This window comes from Pseudomonas aeruginosa (assembly GCF_001457615.1).
Lineage (GTDB): Bacteria > Pseudomonadota > Gammaproteobacteria > Pseudomonadales > Pseudomonadaceae > Pseudomonas > Pseudomonas aeruginosa.
Map to the genome: position 1 here is coordinate 5,631,897 of NZ_LN831024.1, position 26,831 is coordinate 5,658,727.

The window sequence follows — 26,831 nt, forward strand, 5'->3', positions numbered from 1 at the left end:
CGGGTCAGCGCGCCAGCGGCTGGAGCAGCGCGTCGAACTGCTCCAGCCGCGGGAACCGCAGGGGTTCATCCTGCTCGAGATTTTCCAGCCGCGCCCGGTAGGCGCGCAGGAAGTTGCCGCGCGCTTCCTCGCTGATGTATGGCACGTGCCAGGCGACGAAGGGCTCCAGCACCTGCATGCCGACATAGGCCAGGGTGCCGCGCAGGATCGGCCGCAGCATGTCCTCCAGCGGTCCGTGGACGGCACCCTCGCCGAACATGTGCTGGCGCCCGCCCAGGGTCAGGCTGACCAGAGCCTTCTTGCCGGCCAGGCCACCCTGGTCGTAGAAGCGCTTGCCGCCATAGCAGACCCCGGACACCAGTACCCGGTCGAACCACCCCTTGAGGATCGCCGGCACCGAGAACCAGTAGATCGGAAAGTTGAGGATCAGCAGGTCAGCCCACAACAGCTTGTCCAGCTCGGCCTGGATGTCGGCGGCCAGGCTCTGGCGCTTGACGCTCTCGCGCTGCTCCAGGGCGTACACCAGGTAGTCAGGATCGGCGCGCTCGGCGAAGTCGGCGGCACTGGCCACCGGATTCCAGTTCATCGCGTAGAGATCCGAGACCTGCACCGCGTGGCCCTGGCCTGCCAGGGTCTCGCATGCCTGGTCGCAGAGCGCGCGGGTGAAGGATTGCGGTTCGTTGTGGGCGTGGACGATCAGTACGTTCATCGTGGTTTCCGAATCGTGGTGACCGGCCGCATCGCTCGCGGCCGAGGGTTTCAGGCCTGGCCGAGCAACTCGGCGGCGCACAGCGCGATGCGCCGACAGGCTTCGCGCAGCGGTTCGGCGCCCAACACCAGGCCGAGGCGGATGTGACCGGCGGCGCTCGGACCGAAGGCTTCGCCGGCGAGCACCGATACGCCATGGCGGTCCAGCAGGCGGTCGGCGAAGGCCTGGGCGGAAAGTCCGGTGGGGCGGATGTCGACCATCACGAACATGCCGCCGTCCGGGCGTAGTGGACGCAGGCCGGGGCTGTCGGCCAGGCACTCGATTACCAGGTCGCGGCGGCGGCGGTAGGCCTCGCGCATCGCCTCCAACTCCGGCAGCGGCGCTTCCAGCGCAGTGCAGGCGGCATCCTGGATGAATTCCGGCGAGCCATAGAGCATGCACAGGGCGAGGTTCTCCAGGTGCGCGCAGAGTGCTGCGGGACCGACCACCCAGCCGACCCGCCAGCCGGTCATGGCGTGGGATTTCGACAGGCTGTTGAGGGTCGCGGTACGTTCGGCCATCCCCGGCAGGCTGGCCGGGCTGACGTGCTCGCCGTCGAACAGCAGTTCGCTGTAGACCTCGTCGGAGATCATCCACAGGTCATGGGCCATGCACAGCTCGGCCAGGGCTTCCCAGGTGATCCGCGGCAGGCTGGCGCCGGACGGGTTGTGCGGGCTGTTCAGCGCCATCGCGCGAGTGCGCGGGGTGATCAGTGCGGCGACCTCCTCGGCCTGCACGCGGAAGCCATTCTCGGAGCGCACCGGCACCGGCACCACCCGCGCGCCACAGGCGCCGAACACCGCTTCGTAGGTGACGTACATCGGCTCGGCGACTATCACCTCGTCGCCCGGATTCAGCAGGCACTGCACCACCGCGTACAGCGCGCATTGGGCACCTGCCAGCACCACCACCTGCTCCGCGTCCACCGCCTGGCCGCTGCGCCGCCGGTGGCGCTCGGCGATGCGCTGGCGCAGGGCGCGCTTGCCGCGCACGTCGGCGTAGTGGGTGTTGCCGGCCAGCAGGCTGTCGATGGCCGCCTGGACGATGGGCGCCGGGGTATCGAAGTCGGGGTCGCCGACCGACAGCAGGAGGATTTCCTCGCCCTGCTCGACCCGCGCCAGCGCGCGATAGTGGATGTCCCAGGCAGCGGCGCCGTCGCCGGCGATACGTTGAGTGAAGTCGGAATAGCGCATGGATGCTCTCCTTGTCCGGCGGTCAGCGCGCGCAGGCGTGCCGCAGTTCGATCAGGGTCACGCCGGGCTGCCCGAAGCCGGCGCGCAGGTCGCGCTCCAGTTCGTCCAGGTCCTGCGGCTGGCGCACCGCGCAACCGTAGGCGCGGCCCAGCAGGGCGAAGTCGGGGTTGCGCGGCAGCACGCCGACCGGCTCGATGTCCAGGCCGAGCATGTCGTCGCGGATCTGGCCGAGCGCGTCGTTGTTCCACAGTAGCACCACCAGCGGACTGTCCAGTTCCTCGCTGGCGGTGGCCAGTTCCTGCGCGGTGTAGAGGAAGCCGCCATCGCCGACCAGCACCAGGCCCGGGCGCTGCGGGGCGCCGAGCTTGGCGCCGATGCCGGCCGGCAGGCCGTAGCCGAGGGTGCCGTAGCCGGTGGGATGCAGCCAGCTGCGCGGCGCTCGGCTGGCGAACGCGTAGTTGCCGGTATAGGCCAGTTGGGTCATGTCGGTGCTGACGAACGCATCGGCCGGCAGCGCGGCGGCGATCCGGTCGAGGATCGCCTGGTGCAGCGCCTGCAGCGGCGCGTGTGCCGCGCGGATCTCCGCGCGCAGGCGCGCCACCCTCGCGGCGGCCGGCGCGGCGTCGCGGGCCTCCTGCGGCAGGCGCGCCAGCAGCGCCTCAAGGGTCTGCCGGGCATCGCCCCTGAGCGCTACGGCAGAGGGATAGAAGTCGTTGAACTTGCGCGGGTCGATATCGACGCGGATCAGTTCGCCGGACAGCGGCAGGCGTTCGCGCCAGAAGTCGGTGTCGGCCATCTCGGTGCCCACCGCCAGCACCAGATCGGCCTCGGCGATCATCTCCCAGCCCGGCGCTACGCACAGGCTGGCCCCGGCGTTGAGCGGCGCGTCCGGCGGCAGCAGGCCCTTGCCGGCGACGCTGGTGAACAGCGGCGCGGCCAGGCGCTCGCTCAGCGCGGCAAGCGCATCGCCGGCCGCCAGCGCGCCGCCGCCGGCGATGAGCATTGGTCGCCGGGCCGCAGCCAGGCGCTCCGCCGCCGCCCGCAATGCCTCGGTGCACGGCACGCCACGACCAGGGCGGCGCGCCACGGCAGCGCTCCAGTCATGGGCCACCGGCGCGGCGAGCACGTCGAGCGGGATCGAGATATGCACCGGGCGCGGACGCTCGCTGTCGAACACCGCGTAGGCCCGGGCGATCAGTTCGGGCAGCTGTTCCGGGCTCAAGGCCAGGGCGGAGAAGGCAGTGATCGGCGCGGTCATGGCACGCTGGTCCTGGGTCTCGTGCAGGCAGCCCCAGCCCTTGCCCAGGCTGGCGCTGTGGTTGACGCTGGAAATCACCAGCAGCGGCACCGAGTCGGCGTAGGCCTGGCCGATGGCGGTGGCGACGTTGGTCACGCCCGGCCCGGTGATGACGAAGCACACTCCCGGCTTGCCGCTGACCCGCGCATAACCGTCGGCCATGAAGCCGGCGCCCTGCTCGTGGCGGGTCAGCACGTGGCGGATGCCGCTGCCCGGAAGTCCGCGGTACAGCTCCAGGGTATGCACGCCGGGGATGCCGAAAACGGTATCCACGCCGTAGTTGGCCAGCAAGCGGACCAGGGCCTGGCCGGCGGTGAGGGTCTTCTGTGGTTGCATGGGCAATATCCTCGTCCAGTTCGGCGACCATCGGAGTCGCCGTTCGCGCCGCAGCGCTCTTGCTCCCATTCCCACAAGCGGGAGGGGGAGCCGTCGTGTCCCCCCGGCCTTCAGCCATTGGCCAGCCGGATCAACGCATCCACCGCCAGCGCTCCCTCGGCATCCGCCAGCAACGGATTGACGTCCAGCTCCAGCAAGCGCTCGGCATGTTCGCAGGCGAATTCGGCGACCGCGCGGATCGCCGCCACCAGGGCCTCCATGCACACTGCCGGGCGACCGCGGAAGCCGCTGAGCAACGGCGCGCTGCGCAGGCTCAGCAGGGCATCGCGGATCGCCGCGTCGGTGGTTGGCAGGAGCAGGCTGCGACTGTCACGCAGCAGCTCCACGAGTATCCCGCCGGCACCGATCACCAATGCCAGGCCGAAGCCCTCCTCGCGCTTGACCCCGACGATCAGCTCGGCCAGCGGCGCGCCAGCCATGCGCTCCAATAACACACGCTCGAAGACCAGTTGCGGCGCGTGCCGGGCCAGGCTTTCGCGCATGTCGAACAATGCCGCCTCCAACGCCGCCTCGTTGCGTAGGCCGAGCGCCACGCCACCGGCCTCGGTCTTGTGCGGCAGTGCGGCGCTGACCGCCTTGAGCACCAGCGGGAAGCCGAGGTCGAGGGCCGCTTCGCGGGCCTGGCCGGGGGTGCTCAGCACCCCCTGGGGCAGTGGCAGGCCGAAGGGTTTCAGCGCCTGCTTGGATTGCCACTCGTCGAGCAGGTAGCCGTCGCCCGCCAGCGGCCCTGGGCAGATCGGCACCAACGCCGCCTCACCGCGCTCCAGCAGCGCCGCGCGGCGCTGGCGGTAGCGGGCGATCCGTCCCCAGGCGGCGAGACCATCCTCGACGCCCTGCAGCGCGGCGACGCCCTCGCCGTGCAACAGCTCGCGGGCCCGGGCCGGCAGCAGTTCCGGGAACGCCGAGGCGATGAAGCCGACTTTGCCGTGGCGCTTCAGCGCGGCGCAGTAGCGTTGCAGAAGCAGGTCGCACTGCGGCCGCTCGCCGGTTTCCTCGCCCGGATAGTCGAGCACCAGCAGGGCGGCGTCGGCAGGGCTGCGCAGAGCGCTGTCGAGCATTTCCTCCAGGGCCGCGGCATCGCCCCAGATAGCGGTGGTGAAGTCCAGCGGGTTGGCGATGTTGGCGTAGTCGGGCAGTACCCCGGCCAGTTCGTCGCGCTGTCCGGCGTCGAAAGACGGCAACCCCAGGCCGTTGCGCTCGGCGTAGTCAGCGATCAACCCGGCGTCGCCGCCGGAACAGGCCAGCGCGACCAGGCTCGGCCCGCCAGGCAGGTGGCCGCAGGCGGCGGCCTTGAGGGTTTCGACGAAGCTCACCGGGCCGCTCACACGGATTACCCCGAGGCGCTCGAACAGGCTGTCGTAGAGCGCGTCGGAACCGGCCAGGGAACTGGTGTGGCTGAGCGCGAGGGCAGCACCGATCTTCGACACTCCGGTCTTCAGGGCGATCACCGGCACGCCTTTCTGCAACGCCTTGTAGGCCGCGCGGGCGAACCCCGGGACGTTCTTCAGACCTTCCAGATGCAGGCCGATGGCAGTCACCCGCGGCTCGTCGAGCAGCACGTCCATCAGCTCGGCGATGCCCAGCTGCGCCTGGTTGCCCACCGATGCCATATAGGCCACCGGCAGCGAACGGTCGCTCATCGACAGGTTGTAGGCGAAGTTGCCGCTCTGCGTCAGCACCGCGACGCCCCGCTCCACCTGCCGACCGCCATGTGCCACCGGCCATAGCGCGGCGCCGTGCAGGTAGTCGAGCAAGCCGTAGCAGTTCGGGCCGAGCAGCGCCATTTCGCCGGCGGCGGCCAGCAGCCGGCGTTGCAAGGCCAGGCCCTGTTCGCCGGTTTCGGCGAAGCCGGAGGCATAGCAGATCGCCCCGCCGGCGCCTTTGGCGGCGAGCGCGGCGACCGCGTCGAGGGTCAGTTCGCGGTTGGTGGCGACGAACGCCGCGTCCGGGCCGCACGGCAGGTCGGCGACGCTGGCCACGCAGGGTGCGCCTTCGAGTTCGGCGTGCTGCGGATTGACCAGCCACAACTGGCCGGCGAAACCGCCTTCGGCACAGCGTTTCAGGGCACGCGCCATGCTACGGCCGCCAATGAAGGCGAGATGCCTGGGTGCCAGCAGGCGCTTGAGGTTTTCACGATTCATGTCGGTTCTCGATTCGGAACATGGCAGCCTTCCCCTCTCCCCTGGAGGGAGAGGGGAGCCAGGACTTCAACGCAGCAACGGCCGCAGCAGTTCGCGGGAAACGATGTGCCGCTGGATTTCCGAAGTGCCCTCCCAGATCCGTTCGATCCGCGCGTTGCGCCAGATGCGCTCGACCGGTCCTTCATCCATCAGGCCCATGCCGCCGAAGATCTGCACCGCTTCGTCGGCGACCTTGCCGAGGGTCTCGCTGGCGAACAGCTTGGCCATGCCGGCCTCGCCGTCGGTCATGGTGCCCTGGTCCATCTTCCAGGCGGTGTGCAGGGTCATCAGCTCGGCGGCGCGGATCTGCGTGGCCATGTCGGCGAGCTTGAAGGAAACGCCCTGGTAGCTGCCGATCGGCTGGCCGAACTGCTTGCGATCGGCCGCCCAGCGCAGCGACAGGTCGAGGGCGCGCTGGGCCTGGCCGACGCAGTTGGCGGCGACCATCACCCGTCCGGCGGTGAGCCAGGCGTTGGCCACTTCCCAGCCCTTGCCGACCTCGCCGAGCACCTTGGAGGCCGGCACCCGGCAATCGTCGAAGAAGATCTCGTAGGTGTGGTAGCCACGGTTGCTCACGCATTTCGGCCCGCGGCGCACGGTCATCCCGGGCGTGCCCTTGTCCACCAGGAAGGCGGTCACCGCGTTGCGCTTGCGGCCGTTGTGCTCGTAGCTGTCGGTGACGGCGAAGACGATGGCGAAGTCGGCGTGCCCGGCGTGGCTGATGAAGTGCTTGCTACCGTTGATCACGAAGGCGTCGCCGTCGCGCACCGCGCGGGTCTTGATCGAATTGGCGTCGGAGCCGGCGCCCGGCTCGGTGAGGGCGAAGCAATCGGTCTTTTCGCCCTGCACGCAGGGCAACAGGTAGTCGCCGAGCTGTTCTCCGGTGCAGGCCATGAGGATCTTCGAGGGCCGCGCGACGAATACGTGGAGGGCCCAGGAGACCTTCGACAGCTCGCGTTCGACCAGCGCCTGGGACAGGTAGTCGAGGCCGCCGCCGCCCACTTCCTCGGGCATGTTGAAGGCATAGAAACCGGCGGCGAGGGCCTTGCCGCGAATCTGTGCGGCCAGCTCCGGCGACACCGCGTCGGCGCGGTCGACATCGTCCTCGTGGGGCAGCAGATCCTTCTCGACGAAGCTGCGCACCGCCTCGACCAGCATGTCCTGTTCCTGGGTCAGCCTGAAATCCATGGGAATCACCTGCTCGGCGCCTAGCGCCCGCTGAATTGAGGGGAACGTTTCTCGGCCACGGCGCGCAGCGCCTCGGCGGCATCCTCGCTGCGCCCGCAGAGCAGCCCGGCGGCCTGCTCGGCCCGCAACTGCTCGGCCAGCGAGCGCCCGGCGCCGTCGCGCAGCAGGCGCTTGGTCTGGGCGAAGGCGAAGGTCGGGCCGCTGGCGAGACGCGCGGCGAAGGCGCCGACCGTCTCAACCAGGTGCTCGTCGGCGACCACCTCGCCGACCAGTCCGGCGCCCAGGGCTCGCTCCGCGCTCCAGGCTTCGTCGAGGAACAGCAGGCGCTTGGCCGCCTCGCTGCCAAGCAGCCGTGGCAGATGCCAACTGGCGCCGGCGTCCGGGCAGTAGGCCATGCCGGTGTAGCCGGCCTTGAAGCGCGCCGAGGCGGCGGCGATGCGGAAATCGCAGCACAGCGCCAGGTCCATGCCAGCGCCCACGGCGCTGCCGTTGACGGCGGCGACTGTGGGTTTGTCAAGGGCGTGCAGGCGCCCCATCAGGGCGTGGGCGGCCTCGGTCCAGCCATAGCTTTCCAGCTCGCCACGGGCTTCAGCCGCCGCCCATTCGGCGAGATCGGCCCCGGCGCAGAAGCTGCGTCCGCTGCCGCCGAGGACCACGGCGCGCACTGCCGGGTCGCGCTCGCAGGCATCGAGTCGGACGTGCAGGGCCTCCAGGGTGGGGATATCCAGTGCATTGCGCTGTTGCGGACGATTCAGGACGAGCCAGGCGATCCCGGCTTCGACCCGCGTCTGCAATGGGGAAAGGTCAGTCATGCGGCCCTCGTTCTTATTGTTGGTTGATGGCGATCGCGGCTTTCAGGCAATACTAAACACTCGTTCAACAAGACCACAATCCACCCATTCGGGTGTATGTAACGGCCCTGCGGCAGGCGCAAAGCCACACGCCATGCGATCCGCCGAAAAGCGGCGAAGGCCCGCGCGAGCCGGCTGTTACAACTTCGAACAAACCAACCAGGCGAAAACGAAAACGCCCGCCGGATGCGGCGGGCGTCGGGTCCTGCGAATGGCCGTTCAGCCGGCCCGTCCCAGGGCGGGGTCGCCCAGTCCCTGCGGCTGCCGGCGACGAACCACGTAATAGGCCAGGTAGCAGGCGGCGATGAAGCCGAAGCCCCAGTACAAGGACGGCCGCTGGGTGGGATCGAGGGCGAGGAAGACGAACAGCGAGCAGCACACGGCGATGCAGGCCAACGGCACCAGCGGGAACAGCGGCGCGGCATATTTCAGCTCGGCGACCGTGCCGCCGCTGGCCATGTACTCGCGGCGGAAGCGGTATTGGGCGTAGGCGATGACGATCCAGGTGACGGTGCCGGACATCCCGCTCACCGCCATCAGCACCATGAACAGGGTGTCGGCGGCGACCACGCTGGTCAGCAACGAGAGCAGGGCGAAGCACAGGGTGATCAGCAACGCGTAGAGCGGCACGCCGCGCGCGCTGAGCTTCGACAGGCCGCGCGGGGCCATGCCGGTCCTGGACATCGCCCAGAGGATCCGCGTCGAGGCGTACAGGCCCGAGTTGCCTACCGAGAGGATGGCGGTGAGGATGACGAAGTTCATCAGGTCCGCCGCGTAGGGAATCCCGACCATGTCGAACACCTGCACGAACGGGCTTTCCATCAGCCCGGCCTGTTGCCAGGGAATGATGGCGGAAAGCACGACGATGGCCAGCACGTAGAAGATCAGTACGCGGAACACCACGTTGCGCACCGCCCGCGGGATGCTCTTCTCCGGTCGCTCGGTCTCGCCGGCGGCGACGCCCATGATCTCGCAACCCTGGAAGGCATAGACCACCGTCATCATCACCGCGAACACCGCCGACAGGCCGTTGGGGAACAGCCGCTCGCCGACCAGGTTGGAGAACATCGGCGCCGGCGCACCGCTCTTCAGTTCGATACCGCCGAAGATCACCAGCCCCCCGACCACGATGAACACCAGGATCGCCGCCACCTTGATCCCGGCGAACCAGTACTCGGCCTCGCCGAAGGCGCGGGTCGCCAGGGCATTGAGGGAGAACAGCACGACCACGAAGAAACCCGACCATAGCCACACGGGCACCTCCGGGAACCAGCGGGTCATGAGCATCCCGGCCGCGGTGAATTCCAGGCCTACCGTGGAGGCCCAGCTCATCCAGTAGACCCAGCCGATCATGAAGCCAGTCGCCGGGCCGATGAAACGCGTCGCGTGGGCCTGGAACGAACCGGAGACCGGCATCTGCACCGACAGCTCGCCGAGGCAGACCATCACCAGGTACATCAGCACCCCGGCCACCAGGTAGGCCAGCACCGCGCCGGCCGGGCCGCCCTGGTTGATGGTCACGCCGGAGCCCATGAACAGCCCGGTGCCGATCACCCCGCCGAGGGACAGCATGAAGATGTGGCGGCTCGCCAGGGCCCGGGTGAGTTGCAGCCTTTCCTTGCCGTCAGCCATGGCGCACCTCCGGATGAGGGTACGCGCAGGGGTCTTCGAGATGGCTCATTATTCTTGTCTCCACTCTGTCAGAGGCCGTGTCTTGCGCACGGATGAGCGGATTATTGGCGGCGGATGTAAGACGCCGTTGAACGCGCGGATCGAAGATGTAAAAAGCTGTAAGGAAGTTGTTCGCCGCGCCGCTCAACCGGCCGCTGAGTCGGCTTCGCCGAGGAAGCCGGCGCGGCGCAGGGCCTCGGCGCCGTCGCGGCGCAGGCTACCCAGGCGTGCGCCCCAGGCCCGCGGGTCGACCCCGGCCGCGCCCAGGGCCTCGCGCTCCAGCTCGCCCAGGCCGGCGCCGAGCGCCACCAGGCCCATGGAGTGGCAGCTTCCGGACAGGCGATGGGCGATGTTCGCCGCCTCGGCCAGGTCCGCCTGGTCCAGGGCTTCGGCCAGCAGCGGCAACTGCTCGTCCAGGCTTCCCAGCAGGCTGCCCAGCAGTCCGGCGAGCTTGTGCCGCCCCAGCAGGCGGCGGTGGGTCTCGAGCATTTGCCGGTCCAGCGCGGCGTCCACCGCAAGCGCAGGCACGCTGGTGCCGACCTCGCCCAGCGCGCGGCGCAGCTCGTCCATCCGCAGGGGTTTGCCGAGCACCCCCTGCATGCCCGCGGCGAAGTACCGACGCACCATGTCCGGCTGGATGCTGGCGGTGAAGGCGAAGATCGGCGTGGCGCGGTTCAGGCCGTCGAGCTGCCGGCGAATCCCGGCGCAAAGCTCGAGGCCAGCCATCCCCGGCAGGTGCATGTCCAGCAGGATCAGGTCGAAGCGCCGCTGCCGGCACAACGCCAGGGCCGGCCCCGCGTCCTCGGCCAGCATCACCCGGTGGCCGTCCCGCTCGAGCAGGCCCTGGGCCACCTCGCGGTTGAGCGCCACGTCCTCCACCAGCAGCACCTCCAGCGCAGACACCGATGCCGCCGGCGGCGTCGCGCCGGACAAGCTCGCCAGCGCCAGCTCGATCTCGAACCAGAACGTGCTGCCCTGGCCGACCCGGCTTTCCACGCCGATCCGCCCGCCCAGCGCTTCCACCAGCCGCTTGCTGATCGCCAGGCCCAGGCCGGTTCCGCCGTAACGGCGGGTCACGGCGTCGCCGCCCTGGGTGAAGCGTTCGAAGATGCGTTCGCGCATTTCCTCGGGAATGCCGATTCCATCGTCCGCGACGCTCAGCCGCAGTCGCTCGCTTCCTGCGCTGCGCACCAGCCGCTCGACGCGAACGCGCACCTCGCCGGCCTCGGTGAACTTCACCGCGTTGCCCAGCAGGTTGGTCAACACCTGGCGCAGGAACTGCTCGGCGCCGCGATGGCCGTCATGAACCTGCGGGTCCAGCCACAGGTCCAGCCGCGTGGCGTTCTCCCGCGCCCGCGGTTCGAGCAGGGTGAGGACGTCCTCGAGCAGGCTTCGCAAGGAAAAGTCCACCGCTTCCGGCACATCCGGCGCTTCCTCCAGCCGGGCGAAGTGGAGGACCTCGTTGAGGATCGCCAGCAGTCCCTCCCCCGCTGTCGCCAGTGCCCGCAGGCGCTGGCGGTCACGCTCGCCGAGCGATGCCTCGCGCAGCAGCTCGGCCATGCCCAGGATGCCGTTCAGCGGGGTACGAATCTCATGGCTCATGGTCGCGAGGAAACGGCTCTTCGCCCGGTCGGCGGCTTCCGCCTGGTCCTTCGCCCGACGCAGGCTGGCGGTGCGTCGCTCGACCTGTCGGCGCAACTCGTCGCGATCGGCATCGCGCCGGCGGCGGTCGGTGCGCAGGGCCTGGCGCATGTCTTCCAGGGCGGCGGCGACGGCGTCGATCTCATCGCGCTCGCGGTCCACCTTGTCCAGTCGCAGCGGCTGTTGCAGGTCGCCTTCGGCGATATGCCCGGCGAACTCGGACATGCGCCACAGATGGCGAGTGACCAGGCTGTGGAACAGCCAACTGAGGGCCACCGCCAGGCCGCAAAGGAAACTGCCCATCCACAAGAGGCTGGCCAGGCCGCCGGAAACCAGCCGGCGATAGACCGCCGCCAGGTCGATGGCGATCTCCAGCTCGCCCAGTTGCCGACGCTCGCCCCCCGGCGGCTGGTAGCTCAAGGGAAAGCGCTCGACCCGCAGCATGCCGCGTGGACGCTGGTCGCCCTGCAACAGGTTGAAGTCGGCGCTTTGCAGGCTGACACGGGCGATGTCGGGGAAATCCCCGAGGCCGCGCAACTGCACGTTCAACTGCTCCTGGTTGAGATCCCACAGGCTGCGCTCGAAGCTGGCCAGGTAGCCGCTGCGGATCAGTTCCAGGCGCGCCTCGATCTCGCGCATTTCGCGGCGGTATTCGAAGAACAGCTGCACGGCGCCGGCGAGGACGGTGAAACACAGGCTGAACAGCAGCACCCGCCACAGCAGGCGCCGCGCCAACACTCCGCCGTGGCCGCTCACCAGGCGTCCGCGCGGTTGCCGGCGAGGCGCCGATAGTCGCGCACGCTGTCGTCCAGCCAACGCTGGATGCTGCCGTCGTCGCGATAGCCACGCAGGGCCCGGTCGATCTCGTCCATCTTCGCCGCCAGCGGCGAGTGCCGCGAGACCGCCACCCGCAGGTAGTCCACCGTCAGCGGTTCGGGCAGCGCACGGATGTTCTCGCCGCCGGCCAGGCGCTCGGCGAACAGCGTGCCGGTGCGGCGTTCGTGGGCGATGTAGTCGATGCGCTGGCGCACCAGCTTGCCGAAGTTCTGTCGGCTGTCGGAAACCCATTCGACGTTGCCGTGGCGGCCGACGAAGCGGTCGAAGTCCGCCCCGTAGCTTTCGCCGAACAACAGCCCGCCGCGATAGCCGGCGAGGTCGCCGAGGGATTGGATGCGCACCGGCCGCTGGCGGTTGTAGAAGATCGCCACCTCCTCGCGCAGCACCGGCTCGGCGGAAAACGCCAGGTCGCGATCGCGCGCGGGCGTGCGGTAGGCCAGTATCAGGTCGACCCGTCCGGCGGCGGCGTCGAGCAGGCAGCGCCGCCAGTTGCCCAGCACCACCACCTCGACCCGGTAGCCCAGCGCGCCGAACAGCCGCTTCACCAGCTCCGGCGCCAGCCCCCGGACCTGCTGGCCGTCGCTCCAGGAGATCGGCGGGTATACCGGATAGTCGCAATAGCGGATGGTCTCCGCAGCCTGTGCCAGGCCGCCCAGCAGCCATCCGCAGAGCGCCAGCCAGCAGGCCTGCATGGCTCAGGCGTCGCTGGCCGCGGCGGTGAACAGGTAGCCGGCGCCGTGGATGGTGATGATCAGTTGCGGTTCGGCCGGGTCGTCGCGCAGCTTGCGACGCAGGCGGCCGACCAACACGTCGATGGAGCGATCGCTGGGCAGCCACTCGCGGTTGCGGATCTGGTCCATCAACTGGTCGCGGCTCAGGGTATGCCCGCTGTTGCGCAGGAAAGCGCCGAGCAATTGGAATTCGCCATGGGTGAGCAGGGTTTCGTTGCCCGCGTGGTCGATCAGGCGGCGCCGGTCGGCGTCCAGCAGCCAGTCGCCGAACTGCCTGAGGGCCTGCCGGGCGGGGCCGGCGCTGGCCTGGGCATGGCGCACCCGGCGGATCAGGTTCTTCGCCCGCGACACCAGTTCGCGCGGGTTCAGCGGCTTGATCACGTAATCGTCGGCGCCGCACTCCAGGCCGACGATGCGATCGATCTCGTCGTTGCGCCCGGTGATCAGGATGATCCCCACCTCGGAGCGCACCCGCAGCTCGCGGGTCAGGGTCAGGCCGTCCTTGCCGGGCAGGCGGATGTCCAGCAGCACCAGCTCGACCGGCTGGCCGAGATGGGCGCACTCGGCAAGGCAGGCTTCCGCCTGCTCGGCGTTGCCGGCGCAGAGGACGTCATAGCCCTCCTCGCCGAGATAGGCCTGGAGAAGCTCACGAATCACCGGGTCGTCGTCGACCACCAATACGCGCGGAACCATCGCCATCACCTTGCGCCTCCGGCGGGCCGGGGCGTTTCTTGTTCTGGGTTGTCGGACGGTGGGCGGAAGGGGCCGGGGCGCCTTCCGCTGCCAGCAGCAGCCTATCCACTACTGAACGGACGATCAACAAGCTTCCATCGCACGCCGGAAGCGGCGATGGGCGCCCGCCTCCAGGCCATCCACCCAGGCCTCGCAAATCTGCACGCCCTGCCGCGGCGTGAAGGTCGCGGGATTCAGCCCAGACTCCAGCCACAGCCCGTCGAGCAGGGCGCTGAGGCTGATGGCCGCCAGTTCCGCGTCGAAGTCCGCCCAGCCGCCCTCCTCCGCCAGTTGCCGCAGCACGCCGACCAGCAGCGCCCGGTACTCGCCATAGGAATGGTCGTGGACCCGCCCGATCGCTTCGATGCTGCCCACCGCACCCCAGAACGCCAGCCAGGCGTCGAGCAATTGCGGATCGAGCAGCTCGGCGGAGAAGGATGCCTCGAAGAACGCCGAGAGCCGCGGGCGGGCGCCGCCCGGCGCGGTGTCGATGGCACCGCGGAGCAGGCGCATGACGCGTCCGGTGACCGCCAGGTAGGCCTCGGCCACCAGCGCGTCCTTGCCATCGTAGTGGTGATTGATCAGGCCCACCGATACCCCGGCCTCGGCGCAGATCTTGCGCACCGAGGCGCCCTGGAAGCCATGCCGCTTCAGGCAGGCCAGGGTCGCCTCGATCAGCAGCGCCTTGCGCTGCTCTGGCTCCAGACGGGAAAAGCGCACTTCCTGGTTCATCCTTTCGCGGCTCCTGCTCGTCGCCCGCGACCACCGGCGGGCAGCCCCGATGATCGCAGGTTACGTAGCGCCCGTCTCACTGGCTGGCCCAGGCGTTGAAGCGCTCCTCCAGCTCCTCGCCGTGCTCGACCCAGAATTCGTCGTCCATCGCCAGGCCCTGCTCCAGGTTCGCCGGCGCGGTCGGCACCCAGCTCGCCAGTTGCGCGGGCAGGCGCTGGGCGGCCTGGCGGTTGGTCGGCCCGTAGGGAATGTTCTCGACGTAGCGCACCTGGGCATCCGGGGCATTGGCGAAGGCGATGAAGCGACGCGCCTCGGCGCCGCGCTTCGAACCCTTGACCACCGCCCAGTAGTCCATGCCGTACAGGCTGCCCGGCCATACCAGGGCCAGGTTGCGCCCCGCGCGGTGGGCGTCGGCGATGCGCCCGGTGTAGGTGGACGTCATCACCACGTCGCCGGCGGCCAGCCACTGCGCCGGCTGCGCTCCCGCCTCCCACCACTGGATGTAGGGCTTGAGCTGGCCCAGCTTGGCGAAGGCACGGTCGGCACCGGCGCGGGTCGCCAGCAGCGGATAGACCTGCTCGCGTGGCACGCCGTCGGCGAGCAGGGCGAACTCCAGGTTGTAGATCGCCCGCTTGCGCAGGCCGCGCTTGCCGGGGAAGCGCTGGACGTCCCAGAAGTCGGCCCAGGACGCCGGCGGCTGTTGCAGCCGGTCGGCGTCGTAGCCGATCGCCACGCCCCAGACCAGCGCGGCGGAACCGCATTCCTGGGCGGCATTGGCGATCAACTGCTGCTTGCCGCCGATGGCCTGCCAGTCCAGACGCTCGAACAGGCCGTCGTCGCAACCGCGCGCCAGGTCCGGCCCCTCGACCTGGACCAGGTCCCAGTCGGCGTGACCGGTGTCGGCCATCACCTTGATCCGGGCCATCTCGCCGTTGTACTCGCTCTGCACCACGGGAATCCCGGTCTGCTGCGTGAAGGGCTGGAAGAACGCCACCTCCTGGGCCTTCTGTCCGGCGCCGCCGTAGCCGACCACCACCAGGCCATCATCGGCCTGGACCGGCGCGAGGCCGCCGAACGCCAGCAGGACGGCGCCGAGCAGGACGCGGCAAGGAAAAACCGGATGCGGACGGGCGCTGGCCGCGCGGCGCAATGGAAAGGAACGGTTCATGTGCGTCTCCTCTTGTTCTTGTTGTGGAGTGGATCGCAGCGAGCCGCCGGGAAGCGGCCACGGGACAGAAACTATCCAGTCGATTTTAAAAAAACAAGTTGATTTTTTACTGATGGTAAATTCATATCCTGTTTCTGAAGCGCGCCGCGAGAACAACAAGAAGGACGCCAACCGTGAATTTCCCGCACCTGTTTAGCCCCCTGGAAATCCGGGGCAAACGCCTGAAAAACCGCATCATGTCGAGCGGCCACGACACGTCGATGCCTACCGACAACCTGGTCAACGAGCCACTCGTCGCCTATCACCGCGCCCGGGCCCGCGGCGGCGCCGGACTGATCGTCATGCAGGTGGCCGGGGTCCACGACAGCGCGCGCTACACCTCGCACGTGCTGATGGCCACCGACGATGCCTGCATCCCCGGCTACCGGCGGGTCGCCGAGGCCTGCCACGCCGAAGGCTGCGTGGTGCTGTCGCAGATCTTCCATCCCGGGCGCGAGATCATGGAGTCCGCCGACGGCCTGCTGGCGGTGGCCTATTCCGCCTCGGCCTCGCCCAACGAACGGTTCCGGGTGATGCCACGCGAACTCGACCAGCCGCTGATCGACGAGATCGTCGCCGGCTACGCCGCCGCCGCGCGCCGCCTGCACGAGGCAGGACTGGACGGGGTGGAGGTGGTCGCCAGCCACGGCTACCTGCCGGCGCAATTCCTCAACCCGCGGGTGAACCGCCGCAAGGATGGCTACAACGGCGACCTCGATGCCCGCCTGCGTTTCCTCCGCGAAGTGCTGGCAGCGGTGCGCGCGGCCACCTCCGAGGACTTCATCGTCGGCCTGCGCCTGTCCGCCGACGAGCGCGACCCCGAGGGTCTCAGCGAAAGCGAGTCGCTGCAGGCGGCCGAGGCGGTCCAGGGCGAGCTGGACTACCTGCACATCGTCGCCGGCACTTCGGCCTCCCTCGGCGGCGCCATCCATATCGTCCCGCCGATGGCCATCGAGCCGGCCTACCTGGCCCGCGAAGCCGGTACCTTCAAGGCGCGCCTGGCGATCCCGCTGTTCGTCACCGGGCGCATCAACCAGCCCCAAGAGGCCGAGGCCATCCTCGCCCGAGGCCAGGCCGACGTCTGCGGCATGACCCGCGCGCTGATCTGCGACCCGCAGATGCCGAACAAGGCCGAGGCCGGGCGCAGCAACGACGTGCGCGCCTGCATCGCCTGCAACCAGGCCTGCATCGGACATTTCCACCGAGGCTATCCGATCTCCTGCATCCAGCACCCGGAAACCGGCCGCGAGCTGACCTACGCAACGCCCAATCCGGCCTCGCGGCGCAAGCGCGTGCTGGTCGCCGGCGGCGGCCCGGCGGGGATGAAGGCGGCGGCGGTGGCGGCACAGCGCGGCCACGAGGTAGTGCTCTGCGAGGCCGGCGCCCAGCTCGGCGGCCAGGTCAACCTGGCGCAACTGCTGCCGCGCCGCGCGGAATTCGGCGGCGCCTCCACCAACCTGCAACGGGAGATGCAACTGGCCGGCGTCGAGGTACGCCGCAACACGCCGGTCGACCGCGCGCTGGTGGAGCGCGAACGGCCGGACCTGGTGATCGTCGCTACCGGCGCCGAACCCTATTGGCCGCCTTTCGAGCGCGGCGGCGAGCTGCAGGTGGTGGATGCCTGGCAGGTGCTGCGCGGCGAGGTGCGGGTCGGTCGTTCGGTGCTGGTCACCGACTGGCGGGGCGACTGGATCGGCCCCGGTATCGCGGAAAAGCTTGTACGCGAGGGCCACCAGGTGCGCCTGGCGGTGAACGGCACCCACTGCGGCGAGAGCCTGCCGCTGTATGTGCGCGACCAGTTGGCCGGCGAGCTGCACCGCCTGGGTATCCCGGTCACGCCCTACGCCCGCCTGTACGGCTGCGACGATACCACGGTGTACATGCAGCACAGCGCCAGCGGCGAGGCGATGCTGTTCGAGGAGGTCGATACCCTGGTGCTATGCCAGGGCCACCAGCCGGTGGACCGCCTGGCCGACAGCCTGCACGGCCTGGCGGAGGTGTTGCGGATCGGCGACTGCCTGGCCCCCCGCACCGCCGAGGAGGCGATCTACGAAGGGCTCAAGGCCGCCTGGAGCATCTGAGCGGCGCGGCCGCGGCTCCCTCGACGGGTCCCGGCCCAGCCCCTAGAATGCCGCAAACGCAGCCAGGACCCCGCCGCATGCCCCGCCCGTCACCGCCGGACGCCACCGACACGCCGCGCAGCGAAACGCACTTCCTCGGCACCCGCATCCGCGGCCTGCGCAAGCGCCGCGGCCTGACCCTGGCCGAGCTGGCCGCACAGAGCGAACTCACCGCCGGCTACATCAGCCAGTTGGAACGCAACCTGGCGTATCCGTCGATTCCGGCGCTGTTCAACATCGCCCGCAGCCTCGGCGTGACCATCCAGTGGTTCTTCGCCAGCGAGGCCGCGGTGGACCCGGCGGACGCCGGCTACGTGGTGCGGCGCAACACGCGCATGAGCGTGCATTACGAAGACGGCATCATCGACGAACTGCTCACCCTGCAGCCCAGCCGCCAGTTGGAGATCCTCCACTCGCGTTTCCCGCCGGGCACCTACAGCCAGCAGAGCTACAGCCATGAGGGCGAGGAAGCCGGCTACATCCTCAGCGGAATCTTCGAACTCTGGGTCGGCGACCGCCATTTCCAGCTCCGCGAGGGCGACAGCTTCAGCTACTCCAGCCAGGAACCGCATCGCTACGGCAACCCGGGCGACAGCGATACCCTGGTGCTCTGGGTGATCACCCCGCCGACGTTCTGAAACGCCCTGTCGCGATGCAGGGCCAGGGGAGGGCCGACGGGGCGAGCGCTACCCGCCGCGCCCGAGCAACCGCGCCAACCCCGCCAGCAGCCGCTCCAGGGCGCCCTGGTTGTTGCGCAGCACCTTCTCTCCGGCAGTGGCCATGGCCGTCGCGACCTCCGGCTGCGCCCACAGGCGCGCGAGGCCGTCGCACAGCTCGCCGGCATCCGTCACCTCGAGCAGCGCCCCGGCGTCGCGCAATTGCGCGGCGATGTCGAGGAAGTTGAACAGGTGCGGACCGGCGAACACCGGCTTGCCCAGGGCCGCCGGCTCCAGCAGGTTGTGCCCGCCGTTGGGCACCAGGCTGCCGCCGACGAAAGCGATGTCGGCCAGGGCATAGAGGAACAGCAGCTCGCCCATGGTATCGCCGAGCAGCACCTGGGTCGCGCGTGCCACCGGCTCGCCGCCGGAGCGCCGGACCGTGGCGAAGCCTTCGCGGCGGCATAGCTCGTGGACGCCGGCGAAGCGTTCCGGATGGCGCGGCACCAGGATCAGCAACGCGTCGGGACGCGTTTCCAGCAGGCGCCGGTGGGCTGCCAGGACGATCTCGTCCTCGCCGGCATGGGTGCTGGCGGCGATCCACAGCGGTCGCGCCGTCGCGTCCCATTCCTCGCGCAGGGCGGCAGCGGCCAGCGGCAGCTGCGGGTCGATGCGCAGGTCGAACTTGATCGAGCCGGTCACGCTGACGCACTCAGGACGCGCGCCGAGACGACGGAAGCGCTCGGCCTCGGCCTCGGTCTGCACGGCGATCCAGGACAGCTCGGCGAGCATCGGCCGGGTCAGCCCGGCGAAGCGCGCGTAGCCACGCGCCGAGCGCTCGGACAGGCGCGCATTGGCCAGCGCCACCGGGATCCCGCGCACGGCGCAGGCATGGATATGGTTGGGCCACAGCTCGGTTTCCATGATCACCGCCAGGCGCGGCCGCACCCGGTCGAGGAAGCGCGCCGCCGCCCAGGGCAGGTCGTAGGGCAGGTAGCAGTGCCGGACCTGCTCGCCGAACAATGCGCGGATGCGCTCCGAGCCGGTCGGGGTCATGCAGGTGACGGTGACCGGCAGCTGCGGATGGCGCTCCAGCAGCGCCCGCACCATCGGCGCGGCGGCGATGCTCTCGCCCACCGAGACGGCGTGCACCCAGATGCCGCCGGGCGGCACCTCGGGCAAGGACAGGGAAAAACGCTCGCCGATGCGCTTGGCATAGGCCGGCGCCTGGCGCGCGCGCCACCACAGGCGCAACGCCACCAGCGGCAAGCCGAGGTGGAACAGCAGGGTATAGAGGGTACGGTTCATGGGCGCGCAGCTTAGCAAAACTCCCGCCGACCGGCTCAGCCGATGGCGCGCAGGTGGCGGGTGAAGGTTTCGCCGAGCCAGGCCGCCGCCGGGCCGAGCACCTCGTTGCGCCGCCAGACCAGTTCGACCACCAGCGCCGGCGGCGTCCAGTCGCTGGTCAGCTCCACCATCAGCCGGTCGTAGGTGGGGTACTGCACCACGTGCCGCGGTAGCCAGGCCCAGCCGAGGTTGCGCATCAGCAGCTCGGCCATGGAATAGAAGCTGTCCAGCCGCCAGACCTGCGGGCTGATCTGCTCGCCGCCCGGATAGCCGCTCTGCTGGGGCACGATCAAAAGTTGCCGGTGCTGTGCCAGCTCGCGGCGACTGACCCGTTGCAGCCCGGCCAGCGGGTGGCCGGCACCGCACACCGTGACCATCTCGACGCTGCCGAGGCGCCGCCGCTCCAGCGACTCAGGCATGCGCTCATGGTGGAACAGCAGGCCGAGGTCAGCCTGCTCCTCGAGCAAACGACGGGTGACGTCACCCTGGCCGCCGCTGGACACCTGCACCTCCAGACTGGGAAAGCGCTGCGCCAGCGCTTCCAGGCTGTCCAGCACCGGCTGGTAGGGCATCGCCTCGTCCTGGGCCAGGCGCAGCCGCGGCTCCTCGCCGCGCGCCAGCCCCAGCGCGCGCCCCTGCAGGCGCTCGCACTGGCGCAGCACCTCGCGCGCCTCCGCCAGCAGCACCCGGCCCTCGTCGGTCAGGCGCGGCTGGCGTCCGCTGCTGCGTTCGAACAGGGTGACGCCGAGGTCCGCCTCCAGCAGCGCGATGCCGTTGCTCACCGCCGATTGCACCCGCTTCAGTTCGCGGGCGGCGGCAGAGAACGACTGGCGCTCGGCGACGCTGACGAACAGGCGGATCTGCTCCAGGTTCCACTGCATAACCTATCTCCAATACAGATAGGTAACGACTTTATCCCATCCGCCGGCTCCCTAGAATGGCCGCAGTTTCCGGAGGACCCCGCCATGACCAATTATCTCTACCTCGCCATCGCCATCGCCGCCGAAGTGGTCGCCACCACCTCGCTGAAAGCCGTCGCCGGATTCAGCAAGCCACTGCCGCTGCTGCTGGTGGTGGGCGGCTACGTGCTCGCCTTCAGCATGCTCGTGCTGGTCATGCGCACCCTGCCGGTCGGCGTGGTCTACGCCATCTGGTCCGGGCTCGGCATCGTCCTGGTCAGCCTGGTGGCGATGTTCGTCTACGGCCAGCGCCTGGACCCCGCGGCCCTCCTCGGTATCGGCCTGATCATCGCCGGCGTGCTGGTGATCCAGTTGTTCTCCCGCGCTTCGGGGCACTGAACGACCGTCGCGGGCGCAGGTTGTATACTGCGCCCTTTCCGTTCCCGATAAGGCAGCCCCATGCCCCAAGCCCTTTCCACCGACATCCTCATCGTTGGCGGCGGTATCGCCGGCCTCTGGCTGAACGCCCGCTTGCGCCGGGCCGGCTACGCCACCGTGCTGGTGGAAAGCGCCAGCCTCGGCGGCGGACAGAGCGTGAAGTCGCAGGGGATCATCCACGGCGGCGCCAAGTACGCCCTGCATGGTGCCCTGACCGGCGCCTCCGAAGCCATCGCCGACATGCCGCGGCGCTGGCGCGCCTGTCTCGGCAGCGACGGCGAACTCGACCTGCGGGGCGTGCGCCTGCTTTCCGAGGCGCACTACCTGTGGTCGCCGGGCGGCCTGGCCGGCAGCCTTACCAGCTTCTTCGCCAGCAAAGCGGTGCGCAGCCGGGTCGAGCAGGCCAAGGGCGAGGGTTTGCCTCCGGCGCTGCGCGACAAGGGGTTCAAGGGCAAGGCCTACCGCCTCACGGAAATCGTCTTCGACGTCCCCGACCTGATTCGCCGCCTGGCGGAACTGGCCGGCGACAGCCTGCTCGCCGGCGAACGCATCGAACCGCTGCGCGAAGGCCGGGAACTGGCCGGCCTGTGCGTCGACGGCCGGGAGATCCGTGCCCAGCGCGTGGTGCTCAGCGCCGGTGCCGGCAACGAGGCGCTGCTCCGCGAACTGGGCCTGGAACAACCGGCCATGCAGCGGCGGCCGCTGCACATGGTGATGGTCAAGGCGGCGACCCTGAAACCGCTGTACGCCCACTGCCTGGGGGCAGGGCCGAAGCCACGGATCACCGTGACCACCCATCCGACCCGCGACGGCCAGTCGGTCTGGTACCTCGGCGGCGACATCGCCGAAGCCGATGGCGTGGCCCGCGACGAAGCCGCGCAGATCGCCGAAGCGCGTCGCGAACTGGCAAAGCTGCTGCCCTGGATCGACCTCGGCCAGGCGCAGTGGGCCACCTTGCGGGTGGATCGCGCCGAGCCGGCACAGTCCAACCTGTTGCGCCCGGACAACGCCTTCCTCGCCGAACAGGGACGCCTGCTGGTCGGCTGGCCGACCAAGCTGGCGCTGGCCCCTGACTTCGCCGACCGGGTCTGCGCCCGCCTGGAAGAAGACGGCATCCGCCCCAGCGAACATGCCGCGCTGCCGCAACTGCCGCGTCCGCCGCTCGCCGAACCGGCCTGGGAGGTGGCCTTCGCATGATCAGGGATACCCTCCACGACCTGCACCGCCCGCTGGGCGACACCGGCCTGGCCGTTTCGCCGCTGGGCCTGGGCACCGTCAAGTTCGGCCGCGACCAGGGAGTGAAGTACCCTTCCGGCTTCACCATCCCCGACGACCGCGAAGCCGCCGACCTGCTGGCCCTGGCCCGCGACCTCGGCATCAACCTGATCGACACCGCCCCGGCCTACGGCCGCAGCGAGGAACGCCTCGGCCCGCTGCTGCGCGGCCAGCGCGAACATTGGGTGATCGTCAGCAAGGTCGGCGAAGAGTTCGTCGACGGCCAGTCAGTCTTCGACTTCTCCGCCGCGCATACCCGGCGCTCCGTCGAACGCAGCCTGAAGCGCCTGGAGACCGAGCGGATCGAGCTGGTGCTGGTGCATTCCGATGGCAACGACCTGGATATCCTCGAGAACAGCGAGGTCTACCCGACTCTCGCCGCGCTCAAGCGCGAGGGCCTGATCGGCGCCTACGGACTCTCCGGCAAGACCGTCGAAGGTGGCCTGCGCGCCCTGCGCGAGGGCGATTGCGCGATGGTCACCTACAACCTGAACGAGCGCGCCGAGCGCCCGGTCATCGAGTACGCCGCGGCCCATGCCAAGGGCATCCTGGTGAAGAAGGCGCTGGCCAGCGGGCATGCCTGCCTGGGCGCCGGACAGGACCCGGTGCGCGCCAGCTTCGAACTGGTCTTCGACCAGCCGGGCGTCGCCGCCGCCATCGTCGGCACCATCAATCCGCTGCACCTGGCCCATAATGTCGCGATGGCCGCGCAAGCCCTGAAAAAGGCCTGAACCATACATCGGCTGCAACATCCGCGGGTTGACACCCGCGGTGCATTCCGCTGCCATGTTCCTCCCGAACGAGCCGTATCCTGCCTGCCGCCCTCGCCTCCGGTGGCCGGTGCATCGAACGTGAGCCTCCGTCCCGCCCCGGCGCGATGACCCGACAAGGAGCCCCGTATGCCCCGTATGCTCGCCCGCAAGGATCCGTCCGCCTTCAAGACCCTGCCGCTGCTGGTGGAGGCCTCCCCGGACGGGCTGGTCTACCAGGCCCTCGGCCTGCCGCTGAACTTCCAGCAGATGCTCGTACGCCGCCGCCGCATGGAGGTAGCCGACCCGCAGCGCTTCGTCGCCGAGCTGGCCAACCTGGGGGTCTCGGTGCGCTTGACCCTGAACTGGCAGGGCCGCGACTACTGGGTGCTGGTCCGTCAGCGCCGGCTGGACCGCGGCGATACCGTGCTCAAGCTGATCTCCGGCTACGTACCGGCCCACGAACTGAACCTGCCGCTGCTCACGGCGATCCAGGAAGTCGCCGAGGAATGCCTGGTGGAGACCGCCGGCGGCTGGCTCGGCGGGCGCTTCGGCGACACCTGGCTGCCGACGCCCTACCAGGGTTCGCTGCGCTACCGGGAGAACAGCCACTTCGTCCTCACCCCGCTGTCCGGCGCCGCCCGTCCGGTGCAAGCCGGCAGCCTGCGCTTGCTGGAGCGCCCACGCGCCTACGTACACCTGCCCACGGCCTCGCTGCAACTGGTCTACGACATGCGCCTGGAGCTGCCGCGCGATGCGCGCGAGCCGAGCCTCTACCATGTCGACGAGCGGCTCGAGAGCGGTCCGCTGGTGGCGCGCCTGGACCGTCGGCGCCCCGATCTCTACCTGCTGCCGCTGGACCAGGGGCGCCCCACCGGCGACCTGTTCACCCTGCGCAAGGGCCAGTTGCGCCCTGCGGCCACCCGCGGCCTGTGGTTGGCCGAGAGCTTTGCCGTACAGGACGGCTGGCTGGTGCATGAGGAACGCATCCGTTTCCGCGACTGGCTGGCACTGTGGCCATCCAGCAACGGCGACCAGGCCGGCGGTGGACGCGACCGCGCCAGCGCCTGAACCGGGCGGGCTTTGCCGCCCTTTCTACTTCAACTGGCTGGAAGACTTGCCGAGCAGGCGGCGGGCGACGATGAGCAGCTGGATCTGCTGGGTGCCCTCGAAGATGTCGAGGATCTTCGAGTCCCGCGCCCACTTCTCCAACAGCTCATCCTCGGCGTAGCCGAGGGCGCCGGCCAGCTCCACGCACTTCAGGGTGATCTCGTTGGCCACCCGTCCAGCCTTGGCCTTGGCGATGGACGCTTCCTTCGAGTTGGGCAGCTTGTTGTCGGCCATCCATGCCGCCTTCAGGGTCAACAGGCGCGCTGCCTCCCACTCCGCCTCCAGGCGATAGAGAGTGGCCTCGGCGTGGCTGACGGTCAGCAGCGGCTTCCTGTAGTCGAACTTGCAGCCAGCCTTCTTCAGCAATTCGCGGGTCCGGTCCAGCGCCGCCTTGGCCACCCCGACAGCCATGCCGGCCACCAGCGGGCGGGTATTGTCGAAGGTCTCCATGACCCCGGCGAAACCCTTCTGCACGTCGACCTCGGCGTTGCCCAGCAGGTTCGCGGCCGGCACCCGGCAATCATTGAAACTGATCGAAGCGGTATCCGAAGCCTTGATCCCGAGCTTCTTCTCCAGGCGCGTCACGGTCATCCCCGGCGTGCCCTTCTCGACCACGAAGGACTTGATCGCCGCCCGCCCCAGGTTGCGGTTCAGGGTGGCCCAGACCACCACGGCATCGGCCCGCTCGCCGGAAGTGACGAAAATCTTCTCGCCGTTCAGTACATAGTGGTCGCCATCCTGGGTCGCGGTGGTGCGGATCGCCGCCGAGTCCGAGCCGCAGCCCGGCTCGGTGATCGCCATTGCCGCCCAGGTGCCGCCGAAGCGCTGCAACTGCTCCTCGTTGGCCACCGCGGCGATCGCCGCATTGCCCAGCCCCTGGCGCGGCATGGCCAGGAGCAGGCCGACGTCGCCCCAGCACAGTTCCATCACGCCGAGCAACGCCGACAGGTTGCCGCCGTTCTTGATACCCTCCTCTACCTGCTTGCCGGCGCGCTTGCTCGCCGAGGTCGCACCGACAGCCTCGGGCGAGCCGCTGTTCATGCCGTCCAGCAAGGCCGCGAGCAGGTCCAGCTCCTTCGGATAGGCGTGTTCGGCCTTGTCGTACTTGCGCGAGATCGGCCGGAAATAGTTTTCCGCGACCTGATGCGCCTGGTTGGCCAGGCTGCGGAATTTCTTCGGGGTTTCCAGGTACATGTCGATTCCTCGTTCACTCGTCGCGGCGGACCGCGCACTCGCTCGGGTTCACAGGTGCAGGCCGCCGGCCATCAGCGCTACCGCGCGCAGGTCGCGGTACCAGCGCTCGGCTGGATGCTCCTTGGTGAAGCCGTGGCCACCGAGCAGCTGCACCGCGTCGGTGCCGATCTTCATCGCCTTCTCGGCGCACAGCAGCCGCGCCAGGTAAGCCTCGCGCTGGAACGGCTGGCCGCGCTCGGCCAGGGCGCAGGCGCGCCAGACCATCAGGCGCATGGCGTCCAGTTCGATGGCGATGTCGGCGACCATGAAGGCGACCCCCTGGCGATGGCTGATCGGCTCGCCGAAGGCCTCACGCTCGTTGCAGTAGGCGATCACGTAGTCCAGCGCCGCCTGTCCGGTGCCCAGCGCCAGGGCACACCAGGCCAGGGACGCGTGATCGAGGAAGGCCCGGTAGTCGAAATGCTCGGCGGCCAGGCGGTTGTCCGCCGGCACCTTGACGCTCTTCAGGCGCAACCGGGCGGTGCCGCCGGCCTTCAGTCCCATCGCCGGCTCGGCACGTCGCTCGACGCCCTTGGCGGAGGCTTCCACCAGGAACAGCGCAGGCCCCTCGTCGGTCTTCGCCGCGACGATCAGGCGGCTGGCCTCCAGGCCGCGCAGGACCAGGCATTTCTCTCCGGAAAGCAGGTAGTGACTGCCCTTGCGCCGGGCGCGGGTCGCCAGTTTCTGCGGGTCGAACAGCAGACTCGGCTCGTTGACCGCGATGGCGGTGAGCGGCGCCCCCTCTTCGCTGACGAACGCCGGCAGCCACTGCGCCTGCTGCGAGGGGCTGCCCCAGCGGCGGATGCAGTTGGCCGCCGACAACGGCACCAGCAGGGCCGCCGCCAGCGTCAGGTCGCCCTTGGCCAGGGCCTCGGCGATAAGGGCCGTGGTCACCGTGGTGCGCTCACCGGCCATGCCGCCGTGCACCTCGCCGACCCCATAGTGGGTCAGGCCCAGCTCCAGCGCCTGGTTGAGCAGTTCCGCCGGCAGGCTGGCCTCGGCATCCGCGTCATGAGCCAGCGGACGCAACACCTCCAGGGCGAAGCCTTCGAGCATGTCCACCAGCATCTGCTGGTCGTCGGAGAACGACAGGTCGAACAACCCGTCCGGATCGGCCTTGCGCGGTCCCTTCGCCTGCTTCGCCGAACGCTCGCTGGCCAGGCGGAAGCCGGTACGGCTGCCGCTGTAGAGCAGTTTTTCGAAGGGTTTGCGAAGATTGAAGCGATCCGGCCAGTCGGCCTGGGCGACACGGTTCAGTACAGCCAGGGCACGGCCCTGTACATCGGTGCTCATGGGCATCTTGCTCCACGCAGGATGGGATGCCCGGATCATGCGCCGCCGCATGGGCAGCGCCTATGACCGTCTCGCCGGGAAAACTTGTCAGACCAGCCAGTCACCTGCCCGGATAGGTCGGCATTCTGCCGGAACCCATCCCTCAGAACAGCGGATTCTAGCCGTGGAAACTCAGGGAAAGCAGAAAGGCGCGCGCTGACTTTACACTTCTTAACACTCTTTAAAGCTTTGAAGATGACTTGCCCGACGACCACGGCATTTAATTCTCAGATTGGGCAAGGATAATCACGAATATCGGTCACCTGAG

23 protein-coding genes are annotated in these 26,831 nt (G+C 69.3%); 7 read left to right on the top strand and 16 right to left on the bottom strand.

The features are described 5' to 3' along the window. Positions 1-4: 4 nt before the first annotated feature. From AT700_RS25930 to AT700_RS25985, 12 genes are all read right to left on the bottom strand, one after another. The gene (locus tag AT700_RS25930; RefSeq protein WP_023096217.1) at positions 5-709 is read right to left on the bottom strand and encodes an NAD(P)H-dependent oxidoreductase; all 705 of its coding nucleotides are present in this window, start codon (positions 707-709) and stop codon (positions 5-7) included. 50 nt (positions 710-759) lie between these two features. Beyond that, entirely contained in the window at positions 760-1,941 is a 1,182-nt protein-coding gene (gene aruH, locus AT700_RS25935; protein WP_048521710.1) for an arginine--pyruvate transaminase AruH, read from the bottom strand. A gap of 22 nt (positions 1,942-1,963) precedes the next feature. Further along, positions 1,964-3,643 (bottom strand): 5-guanidino-2-oxopentanoate decarboxylase, encoded by a 1,680-nt coding sequence (locus tag AT700_RS25940; protein ID WP_004347641.1) that lies wholly within the window; start codon positions 3,641-3,643, stop codon positions 1,964-1,966. Between the two features lie 41 nt (positions 3,644-3,684). Beyond that, positions 3,685-5,775, bottom strand: a complete 2,091-nt coding sequence (locus AT700_RS25945) for an acetate--CoA ligase family protein (RefSeq protein ID WP_048521711.1) — start codon at positions 5,773-5,775, stop codon at positions 3,685-3,687. Positions 5,776-5,841: 66 nt separating this feature from the next. Continuing rightward, complete coding sequence (locus AT700_RS25950) at positions 5,842-7,002, bottom strand: acyl-CoA dehydrogenase family protein (RefSeq protein ID WP_048521712.1); 1,161 nt, start codon at positions 7,000-7,002, stop codon at positions 5,842-5,844. 20 nt (positions 7,003-7,022) lie between these two features. Next, a complete protein-coding gene (locus tag AT700_RS25955) occupies positions 7,023-7,814 on the bottom strand; it encodes an enoyl-CoA hydratase/isomerase family protein (protein ID WP_048521713.1) in 792 nt (263 codons plus the stop codon). A 258-nt stretch (positions 7,815-8,072) separates the two neighbouring features. Then, positions 8,073-9,485: an amino acid permease gene (locus AT700_RS25960; protein ID WP_003116157.1), complete on the bottom strand. Its 1,413-nt coding sequence runs from the start codon at positions 9,483-9,485 to the stop codon at positions 8,073-8,075. A gap of 183 nt (positions 9,486-9,668) precedes the next feature. Further along, positions 9,669-11,921 carry an ATP-binding protein gene (locus AT700_RS25965; RefSeq protein ID WP_031673029.1) on the bottom strand — a complete coding sequence of 751 codons (2,253 nt, stop codon included), beginning with the start codon at positions 11,919-11,921 and terminating at the stop codon, positions 9,669-9,671. Further along, a complete protein-coding gene (locus tag AT700_RS25970) occupies positions 11,918-12,694 on the bottom strand; it encodes a substrate-binding periplasmic protein (RefSeq protein ID WP_003114534.1) in 777 nt (258 codons plus the stop codon). The genes AT700_RS25965 and AT700_RS25970 overlap by 4 nt, the downstream gene beginning before the upstream one ends. Positions 12,695-12,697: 3 nt before the next feature. Beyond that, on the bottom strand, positions 12,698-13,432 hold the full coding sequence (gene aruR / locus AT700_RS25975; protein WP_003095718.1) for a two-component system response regulator AruR: 735 nt from the start codon (positions 13,430-13,432) through the stop codon (positions 12,698-12,700). Between the two features lie 117 nt (positions 13,433-13,549). Beyond that, positions 13,550-14,197 carry a TetR family transcriptional regulator C-terminal domain-containing protein gene (locus AT700_RS25980; protein WP_003114535.1) on the bottom strand — a complete coding sequence of 216 codons (648 nt, stop codon included), beginning with the start codon at positions 14,195-14,197 and terminating at the stop codon, positions 13,550-13,552. Between the two features lie 76 nt (positions 14,198-14,273). After that, the gene (locus tag AT700_RS25985) at positions 14,274-15,365 is read right to left on the bottom strand and encodes an ABC transporter substrate-binding protein (RefSeq protein ID WP_003095722.1); all 1,092 of its coding nucleotides are present in this window, start codon (positions 15,363-15,365) and stop codon (positions 14,274-14,276) included. Between AT700_RS25985 and AT700_RS30200 the strand changes: the two genes are divergently transcribed. The 3 genes from AT700_RS30200 to AT700_RS25995 all read left to right on the top strand — a co-directional run bounded on the left by AT700_RS30200 (position 15,364) and on the right by AT700_RS25995 (position 18,162). Continuing rightward, the gene (locus AT700_RS30200) at positions 15,364-15,561 is read left to right on the top strand and encodes a hypothetical protein (RefSeq protein WP_153519013.1); all 198 of its coding nucleotides are present in this window, start codon (positions 15,364-15,366) and stop codon (positions 15,559-15,561) included. The two genes, AT700_RS25985 and AT700_RS30200, sit on opposite strands and share 2 nt — an antisense overlap. Continuing rightward, on the top strand, positions 15,539-17,485 hold the full coding sequence (locus AT700_RS25990) for an FAD-dependent oxidoreductase (RefSeq protein ID WP_014603364.1): 1,947 nt from the start codon (positions 15,539-15,541) through the stop codon (positions 17,483-17,485). Before AT700_RS30200 ends, AT700_RS25990 begins: the two co-directional genes overlap by 23 nt. Positions 17,486-17,562: 77 nt before the next feature. Continuing rightward, complete coding sequence (locus AT700_RS25995; RefSeq protein ID WP_048521714.1) at positions 17,563-18,162, top strand: helix-turn-helix domain-containing protein; 600 nt, start codon at positions 17,563-17,565, stop codon at positions 18,160-18,162. Positions 18,163-18,210: 48 nt separating this feature from the next. Here the strand turns inward: AT700_RS25995 and waaA are convergent, their stop codons facing one another. Then, the gene (waaA, locus tag AT700_RS26000) at positions 18,211-19,488 is read right to left on the bottom strand and encodes a lipid IV(A) 3-deoxy-D-manno-octulosonic acid transferase (protein ID WP_003114538.1); all 1,278 of its coding nucleotides are present in this window, start codon (positions 19,486-19,488) and stop codon (positions 18,211-18,213) included. Between the two features lie 35 nt (positions 19,489-19,523). After that, positions 19,524-20,408, bottom strand: coding sequence for a LysR family transcriptional regulator (locus AT700_RS26005; protein ID WP_003114539.1), 885 nt, complete (start codon positions 20,406-20,408; stop codon positions 19,524-19,526). An 84-nt stretch (positions 20,409-20,492) separates the two neighbouring features. Between AT700_RS26005 and AT700_RS26010 the strand changes: the two genes are divergently transcribed. From AT700_RS26010 to AT700_RS26025, 4 genes are all read left to right on the top strand, one after another. Next, positions 20,493-20,825, top strand: a complete 333-nt coding sequence (locus AT700_RS26010) for a DMT family transporter (RefSeq protein WP_003095735.1) — start codon at positions 20,493-20,495, stop codon at positions 20,823-20,825. 60 nt (positions 20,826-20,885) lie between these two features. Then, a complete protein-coding gene (locus AT700_RS26015) occupies positions 20,886-22,061 on the top strand; it encodes an NAD(P)/FAD-dependent oxidoreductase (protein ID WP_015647919.1) in 1,176 nt (391 codons plus the stop codon). Further along, on the top strand, positions 22,058-22,870 hold the full coding sequence (locus AT700_RS26020; RefSeq protein ID WP_003457491.1) for an aldo/keto reductase: 813 nt from the start codon (positions 22,058-22,060) through the stop codon (positions 22,868-22,870). The genes AT700_RS26015 and AT700_RS26020 overlap by 4 nt, the downstream gene beginning before the upstream one ends. Before the next feature lie 168 nt (positions 22,871-23,038). Then, positions 23,039-23,959: a hypothetical protein gene (locus AT700_RS26025; RefSeq protein ID WP_003114542.1), complete on the top strand. Its 921-nt coding sequence runs from the start codon at positions 23,039-23,041 to the stop codon at positions 23,957-23,959. A 24-nt stretch (positions 23,960-23,983) separates the two neighbouring features. Here the strand turns inward: AT700_RS26025 and AT700_RS26030 are convergent, their stop codons facing one another. Both AT700_RS26030 and AT700_RS26035 read right to left on the bottom strand, forming a co-directional pair. Next, a complete protein-coding gene (locus tag AT700_RS26030; RefSeq protein ID WP_003095742.1) occupies positions 23,984-25,192 on the bottom strand; it encodes an acyl-CoA dehydrogenase family protein in 1,209 nt (402 codons plus the stop codon). A gap of 48 nt (positions 25,193-25,240) precedes the next feature. Then, positions 25,241-26,530, bottom strand: a complete 1,290-nt coding sequence (locus AT700_RS26035; RefSeq protein ID WP_003123588.1) for an acyl-CoA dehydrogenase family protein — start codon at positions 26,528-26,530, stop codon at positions 25,241-25,243. Positions 26,531-26,831 lie beyond the last annotated feature (301 nt).